The sequence below is a fragment of the Vibrio chagasii genome, assembly GCA_041879415.1.
Lineage (GTDB): Bacteria > Pseudomonadota > Gammaproteobacteria > Enterobacterales > Vibrionaceae > Vibrio.
Genome location: CP090851.1, coordinates 1,384,281 through 1,397,774, shown reverse-complemented (window position 1 = coordinate 1,397,774; position 13,494 = coordinate 1,384,281). Strand labels below are relative to the sequence as shown.

Here is a 13,494-nt window from a genome sequence, read left to right as displayed (position 1 = left end):
CGAGTATGAAGATTTTAAGCCTAGAATTTGAAAACCTGAACTCTTTGAAAGGGCGTTGGAAGCTCGATTTCACCCAATCACCGTTTGCAGAAAACGGCCTATTTGCAATAACGGGCCCAACGGGTGCGGGTAAAACGACTATTCTGGATGCAATTTGTTTAGCGCTATTCCACCGCACGCCTCGTTTGAAAAGCATAGCTAAAGGCAATAACGAGCTGATGACTCGCGGTACAGGTGAGTGCTTCGCAGAACTTGAATTTGAAGTACAGGGAAAAACTTATCGTTCTAACTTCCACCAAAAGCGAGCTCGCGGCAAGCACGATGGTGCACTGCAAACGCCAACATGTGAATTTGCAGATGCAGACACTGATAAAGTCTTAGAAACCATGCTAACCAAGAAGACCAAGTTGGTTGAGCAGGTGACAGGTCTCGACTTCTCTCGCTTTACTAAGTCGATCATGCTTTCTCAAGGCGAATTTGCTGCCTTCTTAAATGCTAACGCGAATGATCGTGCCGAATTGTTGGAAGAACTTACTGGTACTGAAGTCTATAGCCTGATTTCAGAACGTATTTACGATCACTTTAAATCGAGTGAAGAGTCGCTTAATCACCTGAAAGCAAAAGCTGAGGGTGTGAGTTTACTTTCTGATGAGCAAATTCAAGAGCTGATAACAGAGCGTGAGACGTTAGAAGCTGAACAGAAACGTTTAGCAGAACAACTAAAAGAGTGGCAAGCTCACCTTAGCTGGTGGAAAGACGTGACCAAAGCGCAGCATACTGTTGCGACCAGTGAACAAGACCTAAAAACAGCGCAAAGCGATTTAGAGCAAAACCAACCATCTTTGTTACGTTTGGCAAACAGCGAGCCGGCTGAGAAATTGCGACCTCTGCACAAAGACTTAAAACGCTGTGAACATGAGCTCAACCTTACGCAAATTAACCTAGGTAACAGTTCTAAGTTGCTCGCGGTGCGCGAGACCGAGAAGTTAGACGCCCAAGCCAAGCTGACTAAAAGTAGCGAATCGGTTGAAAAAGTTAAAGCCGAGCAACAGGATCAAGAAAAGATCATTGAGCAAGTCCGCCCACTCGACAACCAAATATCGGTACTCAAAGACAAGCAAACCTCGGCGGTTAACGCCGCAAATACGTTGAATGAACAACACGCACAGCAACGTAATCAACAGCTTATGTTGGTGCAACAGATTGACGAGTTGAAACAGCAAGAAAAGCTAAGTGCTGACTATCTAGAGGCGCATCAGGCGGACCAACACCTCGAAAAGCACTTAGGTCAGTGGCAAGCCAAAGTTGAGCAAGTGCGTACGTTAGAGTCGCAGCATTCGCAACAACTCAATCTAGCGAAGCAAACCTATACAGCGCTAGAAGCTCAACAAGCTGTGATTAAAAACGCACAACAAACCAAAGCATCGCAAGATCAAGCTCTGGCTGAATTGGTGCTGGCCGAGAACAATACCAAGCAGCAATGGGAAGCGCTACACGCGAACACCGGTGAAACAGCATTACTTGCTCAAAAAGAGTTGTTGGAGTTTTGGAATCGCAACACCCACTCGTTGTTTGAAATCAATCGTGGCTTTTTAAACGCACAGCAACAGCTCGGTGTTAAGACACAAGCACACCAAACTAACGTTCAGCAGGCTGACAAGCTATCGAAAGAGCGTGAAGTACTGGTAGAGAGATACAAAGAGAAAGAGACATCACTTGAGCGCTTAACCTTGTTAATCGCGCAAGAGGGGGAGTTAGCTAAGTACCGTGCGAAGTTGGAGTCTGGCTCTGAATGTCCGCTGTGTGGTTCTACTGAACATACGGTTGAGCAGTCGCAAGATATTGCGAACTTGATTGCTCAGCAAGAGCGAGAAAAACATGAGTTAGCGGTCATTAAGAAAGATGGTCAAGAGCATCGTCAACAGTTGGATTCACTTGCTCCTATGATCACAGCACTAAGCGATGATATTCAACGTGCACAAGCGGATATTCAGCAAGCGCAACTTCACTGGCAATCTGTAATAGGTAAGCTTCAACAGAGTTTGTCTGACTTTCCAGCTGTGACGCTGGAGTTAACACCGCTTTCTGTGACTGACCTTGTGAATGAAACGACGGTGACGGCATTTGTTGAACAATGCGAGCTTCACTTAAATCAAACCCAGCAGCAGCTAAAAGTCTTAGTAGATGCAAAAAACAGCTACGCCGAGGCGGAGAAACAACGTTTATCTGTGAGTGTCATGGCTGATAAAGCGCAAGCTAATCTTGTGTTAGCGGAGGAGCGTCTCAACGACCTCAATAAGCAAAACCAAGCTGCGAATGAACAAGCAGGCCAAACCGCGCAAGCCAAAGAGCAACAATGGCACTCACTCAAAGAGAGTATTGTTGAAACCTCTATCGAAGCTCCTGAACTTGAGCACATTGACGCTTGGTTCGCTGAAAAACTTCAAGCCTCAAATACATGGTTGCAAACCAAACAGCAACAGGCTGAGCTAGAGAAGCGTTTGATTACCCAATGTGCTGAACAAAAAACACTGGATGACAAACTCAGCAGTGCACAAAAAGAGCTGGATGCGTTAAGCAAAGAAAGCGAATTGTTAACAGCGGAGTTGGCTCGTATTGGTGGTGAAAGAGCGCAGTTGTTTGGTGAGCAAGACATTCAAGTAGCAAGCCAAGCAATGAAGCAAAAGGTAACAGATGCAGTTGCAGCGTTTGACGCGGCTCAGTTGGTACTTAATCGCTGTGAATTGGAACATCGAACCGAACAAACGAAACATACCGGTTTTTCTGATGAATTAACCACGAAGCAAACAAGCCAGACGCAAGCGACCAATGTTTGGGTTGAAGCTTTGCAAGCGAGCCCATTTGAAGGGGACGCTGATTTTGAAGCGGCACTGCTCGATGAAGAGGTGCGCACTCAATTACAAAATCTTAAGAAGTCTCTGGATGAAGCGATAGTCAGTGCTCAAGCAAGGCTGAATACGGTAAAAGCAGCGCAAGTGGAGCTACAAAACCACGAAAATGCGCAAACATGGCAAGAACAAGATCAACAGCAAGTGGAGCGGGCGACAGCTGATTGCCAAGAAGCTCAACAAAGCCATGCAAGCAAGATTGGCGCAATTTCTGCCAACCTTGAAACGGATCGTCAGAACCGAAGTAACCAGCAAGATTTATTTAAGCAGATCTCTGAACAACAAGTTGAGTTCGATGATATCTCGCGCTTGAACTCGCTGATTGGCTCTAAGAATGGAGACAAGTTCCGTAAGTTTGCACAAGGGCTAACACTGGAAAACTTGGTGTACTTGGCAAACAAGCAATTACAGCGTTTGCATGGTCGCTATGAATTAAAACGCAAAGCCGACGATGGCTTAGAGCTACAGGTACTCGACACCTGGCAGGGCGACGTAATGCGCGATACCAAAACTCTGTCTGGTGGTGAAAGCTTCCTGGTGAGTTTGGCGTTGGCACTCGCGTTATCTGATCTTGTTAGCTACAAAACCAGTATTGATTCTCTGTTCTTAGATGAAGGCTTTGGCACGCTTGATAGTGACACGCTAGACATCGCATTGAACGCACTCGATAACTTGAATGCATCAGGCAAAATGATTGGTGTCATTAGCCACGTTGAAGCTTTGAAAGAGCGTGTGCCTGTCCAATTGAAGGTGACGAAACACGCAGGCCTTGGCGTCAGTGAGATGGAAAAACAGTACAAAGTGGTTGCTTAATATCTCGAGATTGGTCGTCTGACATCAAAAGCCCAGCGTGTTGTGTTGAAATGGTTTCAGCTTCAACAAAAGCAGATCCCCAACTAAGTCGTTCCTCCTTCTTGGGGATGACGGAGTGGGGCTTTCAGTTGTATACCAATGTCTGGAAGAGGCGGTCAGACGATAGAGAGTTCCGGGCATTATTTGAAGTGAGGTAAGCGAGTCAGGGTATGACAATTACCGTCACTACCTAAAGCAAGAAAGAATGCAATAGGGAATCTCTCTGTTAGAACTTCAATGAATAGACCAAGATACAAGGAACATTCATGCACAAAAAGCCACACTTACCTACAAAGACATGCCCTGTGTGTCAAAAGCCATTCGCATGGCGCAAGAAGTGGGAGCGCTGTTGGGATGAAGTCGTTTATTGTTCTGAGCGTTGTCGCCGGAACAAACCTAAGTAAAGCTAGACTGTAGCAACGCTAGATTTTTCTGGCGAAGACTTCGTCATTCCATACAGCGAGGAGCGAGCGTGACTGGGAATCTTACTAACGTTTTGCGAATGTCTTAATGAGATTCCCGACTCAGTCGTTCCTCCCTCTCGGGAATGACGGTGAGGGTTATGAGTTACTCGTTGAATGAATACTGATTCCCCCCAGTAGGTTGCGAGTGAGGCTCATATTCTGAATAAAGGTAATGGTAACTTTGTTGGCGTAACCTTTGTCATTTCCTAAAGCGAGGTACGAGCGTGATAGGGAGTCTCACTAACGTTTAGCGCATGTCTTAATGAGATTAGCAACTCAGTCGTTCTTCCTTCTCGGGAATGACGGTGAGGGTTATGAGTTACTCATTGAGTGGATACTGATTCCCCACAGTAGGTTGCGAGTGAGGCTCATATTCTGAATAAAGGTAATGGTAACTTTGTTTGCGTAACCTTTGTCATTCCTTAAAGCGATGTACGAGCGTTATAGGGAGTGTCACTAACGTTTAGCGAATGTCTTAATGAGATTCCCGACTCAGTCGTTCCTCCTTTTCGGGAATGACGAGGAAGTTTATGGATTGGACTATTGCGTACACTTCCTACTTGTACAGTACTTACTAATCGTTAAGTTTATGTATTCGGATGTTCCGCGTGAGTGTAACTGACTTTAGATGCTCAACTGCCTTTTGGTTATTTATGAAAGGCATCCATATAGTTATAGCTTCGTCATTCCCTACAGCGAGGGACGAGCGTGATAGGGAATCTCAGTGAGGTTCCGATAATTCCCTATCTTTAACGTCTACTTTACCAAGGTAACTGTTCGCCGTTATATGCGTAGAAATGTCCACTTTGCTCTGGTGTGGCAGTGCGAATAATGTCGACTAGTTGATGTGCCACGTAAGCTGAATCAAATAGTTTGCCTTCCGGTACATTTGCTTGAAAGGGTTTCGACAACGCAGTATCCGTCGTACCTGGGTGCAGTGCCAATATGGTGCCTTTCTTGATGGTGCGGCCCCATTCTATCGACATGGTTTTAATGAACATGTTTAGTGCCGCTTTTGATGATCGATAGCTATACCAGCCACCTAATCTGTTATCTGAAATACTGCCAACCTTGGCAGACACCACCGCAAACTTGGGGTTGTCACTCCCTTTAAGAAGTGGAGTGAAGTGCTTAGCGAGCAACAAGCTTGGTAGGGTATTCACAGACATGTTTTTGAGGAAGAATTCCGGGTCGATGGACGACAGATTCTTTTCAGGCCCCAGTTCTGGCGTATGTAACATCCCAACGCAGTTAATCAGCCAATCGAGTTGATCAAATTGAGATCGTAATTCGGCGATATCGGATTCTTGAGTCACGTCAACTTGGTGCCAAGTAAGGCGTTTATCATCAATCTCAGGCTTTCGGGAATGGTAAGTCGCTGCAACATGAATATCGAGAAAATCAAAGCGAGACAGCTCAGACAGCAGGTGCTTAACCATGGCGAGACCAATGCCGCCACTACCACCGATAACCAATATGTGTAATCTGAGTTGCTCCACCATTATAAGTTCTCCAAATTCATCAGTCGTTGTTCAGCGGTATCGAGTATCGCTTGTTGTTCTTGTTCATCCATGTTGTCCCAAGAACGATAAAGCATACCCATGCGAGGGTTTCGGTTTAGGGCCTCGCGGTGTTCATTCATAAAGCGCCAGTACAAACTGTTAAAGGGGCATGAGGACTCACCACTGCGCTCCTTAATTTTATAATGACAGCCTTTGCAGTAGTCACTCATGCGATTTATGTAAGAACCGCTGGCAGAGTATGGTTTGGTTCCTACGATCCCGCCATCCGAAAACAGTGCCATACCTCGCGTATTTGGCATTTCAACCCATTCAATTGCATCAACATAAATGCCGAGGTACCAACTGTCGACTTGGTCTGGTGCAATGCCTGTGATTAAGCAAAAGTTGCCCGTTACCATGAGCCTTTGAATATGGTGGGCATAAGCATACTCTAGTGATTGATCAATCGCGTGCTTCATGCAATTCATCTTAGTTTGGCCATCCCAAAAGTAGTGTGGCAATGCTCGATCTGCTGAGTAGTGGTTCTTGGTAGCGTAAGCTGGCATGTTCGCCCAATACACTGCGCGTATATACTCACGCCAACCCAATATCTGACGAATGAACCCTTCGACCTGCGCAATATCGATAGTGGGTGCATTTTGCTTAGAAGAAGCGAGGTAAGCAGAAAGAGCTGCATCAATAACTTCGCTAGGGCTAAGAAGCTTGCTGTTTAACGAGAACGAGAGTCGGCTGTGATACAAGCTCCACTTTGAGTCGTGTTCCACTGTCATTGCATCTTGAAAATGACCAAACAGCGGCAGACAAACTTGGCAGAAGTGGGCGAGCAAAGACAAACTTTGCGCTCGATTCACAGGCCAAAGCAGTTGGTCACCAACTTGTCCTATGGTTACTACTTGATGTCGTTCAATGCGCTCTAGGATGGATGAGATATCGTTGGCAAACATCAAGGGTTGTGGCAGGTTTTCGATGTCCTGTTTCTTGAGTTTTTTACGGTTGTTCGCATCATAATTCCATTTACCGCCGACTGGCTTGCCGTCGTCTAAGAGAATGTCGAAACGCTTCCTCATTCGACGATAGAAGTGCTCCATCATGATGTGTTTATCCTTCGGGAACTGTTCTTCGATTTCGGAAAAAGGAAACATGAAGTGCTCGGAGTCGCAGCTCCCTTTAACAGTGTTAGGTAATTTGAGCCTGTTAAGTTGTTCTAATAGACGATATTCGTCTGGTCTCTGGTATTCAAATTTCTCGGCGTTAAACTCGTTTGTGTAGTGCTGAAGAACGGCATCGAGATCTTTAAACTGTGCCGTATCATCCAAGGTCAAATGCAACACTTGGTGTCCACGTTGTGTGAGCTCTTCAGCGAAATAACCCATAGCAGAGAAGAATGCCGCCACTTTTTGGATGTGCGAGGCAACATAGTCGGTTTCCTGCTTGAGTTCGGCGATGATGTAGATCACTTCATCACTGACGTGATCGAACCAAGAGTGCTCAATATTGAGCTGGTCACCTAAAATTAGGCGTACAGTTTTGTATTTCATATTACGTCCTGATATCGAGTTGACGCTGAAGCTTTATCGTCCTGGTGCCATTTGTTGATAAAGGCGTGCTCTGGGTCATACATTTCTGTTTGCTTAACAAGATCGAAATGACGGGATTTAGATTGTGATTGATTGGCAGCATTTTGTTTGTTGGTGTTTTGCGTAGCCTGTGGATTTAAAGCTCCGGCGATATAAGCCCAATTACACCAATTCGACGAGACATCGTAATCAATGAGTTGGCTTTCGAAGTAGGCGGCACCGTGGCGCCAATCAATACCAAGCTCGTGAATCAAGCAGCTCGCGACTAGCTGTCTGCCTCTGTTAGACATATAACCCGTTGCGTTAAGCTGGCGCATGCAGGCATCAACGATGGAATAGTTTGTGTTACCGCTTTTCCATTTAGCAAAGCTCGCTCCCGCAGTGGTATCAAGCAATTGTTCATTGGGCAGATCACTAGATTTTCGACCAAACAGTGACGTCCCGAGCGTTAGACACTTCCAGTAGAAATACTCACGCCACAACAACTCAAAATAAATCCAGTAGGTAGAATCGTTCGCGCCACGATGCGCTTCGAATTGCTTTAAGTGGCGGTAAATGGTTTTTGGCGATACACACCCTAATGCTAGCCATGGCGAAAACTTGGTTGAGTTCTCGATGCTATCTAATGCGTTTCGCGTCTGTTTGTAGGTACCAGCATAGTCATTTGAAAAGTAGTTTTCTAAGTGGGTTAACCCTGCCGTTTCGCCGCCTGCGTAGCCGCCTGTATCTGAGGCTTCCGATTCAAGTAGCGGTTCTCTGTAAGGGTCAGTAGCGGTTTGAGGTACTGGTGGCAGGTAAGCTATTACACTCTCTTCAGTCTTAATCTCTAAATGTTCAACTTGAAGACGGAACTTGGTGAACGAGCGAGGCAGCTTGGTAAGTTCAAAGGGAAACGTATCACTCTCGAACAGAGTAGTGTGATGCTGTTGAGATATGAGCAAATCAGGGCACTGCGTTAGCGTATCAATTACTAACTGTCGTTCGTCATGGGCACAATGCGAACTGGCAAAAAAGTGTGTCACTTGCTGAGATTTGACGAGTTGAACTAAGCCCTCACTCGTATTTCGCTCTAACACAAAAAGGCGTTGTCCAAGACGCGCCAAACTCAAGGCTAAATCGTCTAAAGCTTGCTTAATGAAGAGGTGACGATGTGCTCCATTATGTGGTTCTTGTGAGAGCCAAACTGAATAGGAAGAAAGCCTAGGTTCGATCGCGACACATAGTAGCTCGTCGACGCTCTGCGACGCTTGATAAAGTAGTGTGTTGTCGTTGATTCTTAAGTCATTTGTAAAAAGATAGAGACCAATCTTTTTCATGCTTACACTCGTGAATTGTTAATTATTAGACGCTTACGAGTTGATACGCTGACAAGATCACAAATGATGTTGGGAAATCGGTAGTACTTAGCCAGAGGAAAGGGACGAGCAGAGAAGGGTATTCAGCCAACCGAAGTATGCCAACCAATAATACCGATAGAGGTTGGCAATGCTGAACGTTTTAACCGTTTAACAGAAAGCTGCTATTCCATCGGAACGACCAAGATATCAATCGGAGATGTATCGATTATCTGTTTCGAGTGGGAAATAAGCTTATGCCAAAAATCATGGTGATGGCCGCACATCAATAGGTCAACGTTATTTGCTGAGATCGTGTTCTTGAGCTTATCGTTCAAATCGCCCGTACCTACAAAAATATGCTTAATAGGGTGCTTTGCGTAAGCCTCGAATTCCTTCAAGTGGTTAACGGCATCTTGATTGATGGGTAAATCACCGTCATTTGCTTGAATATCAACTAGCTCAGGGTAGATTTCTCCATGCGTACCATCGATGTAGACAAACGAAATATCCGCATCGAGTTTATCTGCGAAGAAAGTCGCTCTATCAATCAGTACTTTGGTGTCGTCAGACAATTCAACGGCGACTAGAATATGTCGGTATTCCATAATTTAAGCCTTTTGTTGTGGGTTATGTAACAAGCATAGTTTTTGTTGGCGCAAATGATATCGAAGAGGTCTCATATTAAGGAAAATCATCATTCAAAGATCTTATAAAGGCTATCTTGTATATAGCGCTTTGATTGATAAGAAATTTACAAAAGGTTGATATAGTGGATGAAGCGCTAGCTTATGCTGTTATATAGGCTTGAAAGATCAATGCGCCACCAATTAAGAGGCATCAATGACAGCATTACTCACCATTCCCACCCGAACACTTGGCTTTGATTACGATATCGAGATTCGTGATTGGTCACAAAAATTGGTTGGCTTCCATGTGTTTGAAGACGGACGACGTCCACTCGATGGTGGTATTGGGTTAAGCCTTAACCTGATAGAGCAATTTGATGTTAACGGGCGATGGTTAGAAACTCTGCCAGCACGTTACCGTGAAATCACAGACAACTTTCCAGAGTATCAGTACCAAATGCTATGGTTGGCGGCGAACACCTATGAAGCGGCACAACGGTTGGAATTACGGCCAGTGATTTTGGCGCTGATTTGCATGAAATACAGTGTTGATAACCAGAAGGCTCTGGAACTAAGCCGTTTAGGGCAAAAGAAGATCCTGGCTAAGCTTGGTTTAGACAGTAGCAAAGCGACGTTAAAATTTATCGATAAGCTTGAGTTGCACTATAACGTTGGTGATGAACTCGATCATATCGTGCGAATTTTAGAGCCGCTGCAAAGACGTGTTCTTAAGTTTAAGCACTACTCGAAGGTTGGCTACACGGCACTGCGTTTGGATCAGGTACACCCATTTTTAACCGGAAGTCGATTGGGCATTGCAATGGTTGAAGAAGGTAGACTCAATTCTCCGTCAAAGATGGCGATGTTCCAAGATGCGATATTGTTGGGGCAGGATTTAGAAATTGATGATCCTTTACGTTCAATAACCAGTCAGAACTCGTTCGCAATGTTCGAACAACTCCACGACCGTTGGACTGAGCAGCGTCAATTGCGACGTTTAGAAGGCAGTCGCCCAATGGACATGGATATCCCGTATCCGGTCCCTTTGCTGGGGAATGAAAACATTCACCCAATTACGGATTACTTTGATCTTGAGAAAGAGGGCATTGAACAAAAGCACTGTATCGGCGTGTATCATAATCGCATTATGAGTGATCGCTATGTGGTGTTTCGAATGATGAAACCACAGCGCTTAACCATAGGTTTACGTCGTGTTCCAAGTAAAACGTTTCCTTTCGAGATTGACCAAATCTGCGGAAAAAGAAACGCGCCACCGACTGAGGCAGCTCGTCAAGTGATCCACGATTGGTTGGAAGAGAGCAAGCAAACATACCCTAACCAACATTGGTTAAAGTAGACTGGGTAAAGTAGAAGGGAAGCTATATGTATCAACAAGGCGATTTGTGCCCACATTGTGGTTTGATTATTGCGATGCCCACGGACTTACAAGCGGAATGCTTAGGTTGTGGAGAAGAGATCAATCAAGACGCAGACTATGATCATTATGAGGAAGAAGAGTAGCGTAACACTGCTTTATGTGAGTTGTTTAATTCACTGGTTCTCATTTCTATCGTTCGTATTTAAAAAGGAAGTTTAAATGCAAAAAGTCGTTTTTAGACAATGTGTCCAGCACTCTCGACATTGGCAAGAGCTTGAACGCCTTTTTCAAAGTGAATGGGCGGACTTTGAGTTTAGATCAGCCTATCCAGAACAATCGGACCCAACCAATACTCGTCTACCGCCAGTGATCGTGGTCATTCGCGACAATGTTGTCATTGGTGGCTTAGCGTATTCCCACTTTCAAGAACCTCATCAAGTAAGGGATGTTGTTTGGATTAATGCTGTTTATGTTGATGAGAAATGGCGAGGCCAAGGCATTGCGAGTGATTTGATTAAGCGAGCGGTTGAACAGATGCCAGCCTTCTACCAATCGAAAGCCGAGGAAGTTTCTGCATCTCAGCTTTACGCCTATACCAATATACCGTCCTTGTACCTATCTCTCGGTTGGTCGAGCGTCAATATTGATACCGACCCAGACCATCATGTGATGTGCGTTTCTTTTTGAGTGAAGGTATCGGCTTACGATGTTAAAAGTGTTTAGTTTTTTGTAAGAAACAGGGCAAATATCGCCAATAAATCAAACAACTAGGCGCTGATTAAAGCTATCAATACGATTTATTACGGCAGTTGTTGAGCACAAAGCCTATATTGACTAGAATGACGCACTTTTTTTATTTACGTACATACAGGTAATGAACATGAGCGATACTAATTCAAGACCAGCTTTACCAGATCATCTTGCAGGCAACCCACGCAGCCCACACCACGTGGCTGAGTGTTTCGAATACCCAATCGGTATCCGTCTAAATGGTAAAGAGCGTACTGATGTTGAAGAATACTGCATCAGCGAAGGTTGGGTGAAGATTCCTTCTCCTAAAGCACTTGATCGTTTCGGTCAGCCAATGCTTATTACTCTTAAAGGCACTGTAGAAGCTTACTACATCGAAGAATAATAGATTGTTGTAGCTGACTCAGCTGCGGAATACTGTTTATAGAAGGGTCTAGAGAAATCTAGGCCCTTTTTGTATGGATCGTTTGGATTGGCAATGTTTACCAAGCAATACCTGCACCGATGGAAAATTCTAAATCTTCTCCTTCGGCCTTATCAAAACCTGCGGTCACAACGAAGCCGGTGTCCGTAATATAGGTTGCATCTAAGCCACCCACTTGTTTTGTTGCGCTATCAGAAAGCTCGTGTCCTTCAAAAGTAATATCCGTGTGTGTTCGTTTTATTCCGTAGCCGGGAGTGATATACAAGTTGTCGGTAATACCGATCGGTGCATGGAACTGATATTCGTTGTCGCGTTGTTTGTACTCGTAAGCTCCGTCATCCTCGTTATATGCCGAGCGTGTAAACTCAACACCATAACCAACTGTTCCCGGACCACGATATTTCACATAAGAAGCAGACCAATCTCTCCAGCCTCTTTCAGCTGATAGGCCAAACGTAACGGCTGTTTCTTCTTGAGTCTGTTCGAAAGCGTTAACATGAGATGTAGAGAACAAAAGAAGAGAAGCTAAAACTGTAAGGGGAAGGGCTTTGATAGTCATTGGATCGCTCGCTTATGTGTACTTAATAGAGGCGCATATCGGTGATATGGAACGCCAGTAAATGAGTAACCTAGTCGGGATCGTCCTTGAGTTGTTTTTGTTATCTGTTTCCGTTGTTCTTGTTCTGAGCAGGCACTCTCCAGTTGAAAGAATGCCTGCACAATGGGGTGTCATTATTGTGAGGAGTTGAAGTGGACTATTTTAAAGTGCGTAGTTTGTTTACCTGCATCTTGGTACGTACTTTTGTCACTTCAGCATGAGTAGGCAGTTTGTCTTTAACTTTGTTCTTGATATCGGCAACTGGGATAAAGTTCCACTTACCATCATGATATTTAACAACAAATGTTTGACGTTCTATTTCTTCACGGAAAATCCAAACACCATCGTCTACACGTTTAAAGTCTCCAATCACGTTACCGTTGGTGTCTCTAACTGTCCAAAATGTGTATTCAGTGTCTTGGTAATTTTTCTTACTCGCGTTAATTTCTTTATCGCCTGCGGTTACTTTAACATGACCATCGTGAACTAATATTTCACCGACACGTCGCTCGCCAACGTAGATGCTGTATAACGTTTCGCCATCATGGTCTCGTTCCTTCACCGCACTGATGTTTGCTTCATCGTTACCTTTATTGAAGAAAGGGATATCGCCTAGCTCTGGGATGTGTATAAAACCAAGGTCGGCTTGAGCGATTTTATCTTTTAAGGTCGGGGCTTCGGCACCGTAACCTGGATCTGATTCAGGATTCTCGTATCCGCCATCAACATCTTTGTCCCCAAAGCCTGGGTCGATATTTTCATAGCCATGATCCCCATCGAATTGCGGTTGAGCCGGGTCTGAGGTTCCGCCAGATGAGCAACCCGCAAGAACGGCAGTAAGGACAAGCGCGATAAGTGATTTGTTCATGATGTTTCCTATCGTTGGGTTTGTTCTAAACAGTTGATGCACAGAAAGTGTTTCTCGAACGCCAATAACTTTGACTTACTTGATCTGCTACATCGCTTGAAGTGAACGATACGCAAACATGAATGCTCAATAAATAAACTGGATCATAGTTGTCACATCACGATTGGTTATGTTTTGGGTGTGCAAAA

At 44.7% G+C, this 13,494-nt stretch carries 12 protein-coding genes; 6 read left to right on the top strand and 6 right to left on the bottom strand.

Translation table 11 applies throughout. The annotated features are described in order from the left end of the window. The first annotated feature begins 5 nt into the window (after positions 1-5). Both L0991_06245 and L0991_06240 read left to right on the top strand, forming a co-directional pair. Complete coding sequence (locus L0991_06245; GenBank protein ID XGB63669.1) at positions 6-3,722, top strand: AAA family ATPase; 3,717 nt, start codon at positions 6-8, stop codon at positions 3,720-3,722. 305 nt (positions 3,723-4,027) lie between these two features. Beyond that, on the top strand, positions 4,028-4,165 hold the full coding sequence (locus tag L0991_06240; protein ID XGB63668.1) for a DUF2256 domain-containing protein: 138 nt from the start codon (positions 4,028-4,030) through the stop codon (positions 4,163-4,165). Positions 4,166-4,986: 821 nt separating this feature from the next. Here L0991_06240 and L0991_06235 read toward each other — a convergent pair. The 4 genes from L0991_06235 to L0991_06220 all read right to left on the bottom strand — a co-directional run bounded on the left by L0991_06235 (position 4,987) and on the right by L0991_06220 (position 9,267). Next, positions 4,987-5,727, bottom strand: a complete 741-nt coding sequence (locus L0991_06235; GenBank protein ID XGB63667.1) for an SDR family oxidoreductase — start codon at positions 5,725-5,727, stop codon at positions 4,987-4,989. Beyond that, positions 5,727-7,286 (bottom strand): cryptochrome/photolyase family protein, encoded by a 1,560-nt coding sequence (locus tag L0991_06230; GenBank protein XGB63666.1) that lies wholly within the window; start codon positions 7,284-7,286, stop codon positions 5,727-5,729. Before L0991_06230 ends, L0991_06235 begins: the two co-directional genes overlap by 1 nt. Beyond that, a complete protein-coding gene (locus tag L0991_06225; protein XGB63665.1) occupies positions 7,283-8,641 on the bottom strand; it encodes a DASH family cryptochrome in 1,359 nt (452 codons plus the stop codon). Before L0991_06225 ends, L0991_06230 begins: the two co-directional genes overlap by 4 nt. A gap of 203 nt (positions 8,642-8,844) precedes the next feature. After that, positions 8,845-9,267, bottom strand: a complete 423-nt coding sequence (locus L0991_06220) for a universal stress protein (GenBank protein ID XGB63664.1) — start codon at positions 9,265-9,267, stop codon at positions 8,845-8,847. A gap of 235 nt (positions 9,268-9,502) precedes the next feature. Here L0991_06220 and L0991_06215 point away from each other — a divergent pair, with 235 nt between their 5' ends. From L0991_06215 to L0991_06200, 4 genes are all read left to right on the top strand, one after another. Next, positions 9,503-10,645 carry a PcfJ domain-containing protein gene (locus tag L0991_06215; protein XGB63663.1) on the top strand — a complete coding sequence of 381 codons (1,143 nt, stop codon included), beginning with the start codon at positions 9,503-9,505 and terminating at the stop codon, positions 10,643-10,645. Between the two features lie 26 nt (positions 10,646-10,671). After that, positions 10,672-10,809 carry a hypothetical protein gene (locus L0991_06210; GenBank protein XGB63662.1) on the top strand — a complete coding sequence of 46 codons (138 nt, stop codon included), beginning with the start codon at positions 10,672-10,674 and terminating at the stop codon, positions 10,807-10,809. A 76-nt stretch (positions 10,810-10,885) separates the two neighbouring features. Then, positions 10,886-11,353 carry a GNAT family N-acetyltransferase gene (locus L0991_06205; GenBank protein XGB63661.1) on the top strand — a complete coding sequence of 156 codons (468 nt, stop codon included), beginning with the start codon at positions 10,886-10,888 and terminating at the stop codon, positions 11,351-11,353. A 193-nt stretch (positions 11,354-11,546) separates the two neighbouring features. Further along, positions 11,547-11,801: a DUF3297 family protein gene (locus L0991_06200; protein XGB63660.1), complete on the top strand. Its 255-nt coding sequence runs from the start codon at positions 11,547-11,549 to the stop codon at positions 11,799-11,801. 97 nt (positions 11,802-11,898) lie between these two features. On the opposite strand, the gene L0991_06195 is transcribed toward L0991_06200, so the two are convergent. After that, entirely contained in the window at positions 11,899-12,399 is a 501-nt protein-coding gene (locus L0991_06195) for a hypothetical protein (protein XGB63659.1), read from the bottom strand. A 196-nt stretch (positions 12,400-12,595) separates the two neighbouring features. Then, complete coding sequence (locus L0991_06190; GenBank protein ID XGB63658.1) at positions 12,596-13,306, bottom strand: membrane lipoprotein lipid attachment site-containing protein; 711 nt, start codon at positions 13,304-13,306, stop codon at positions 12,596-12,598. Between the last annotated feature and the right edge of the window lie 188 nt (positions 13,307-13,494).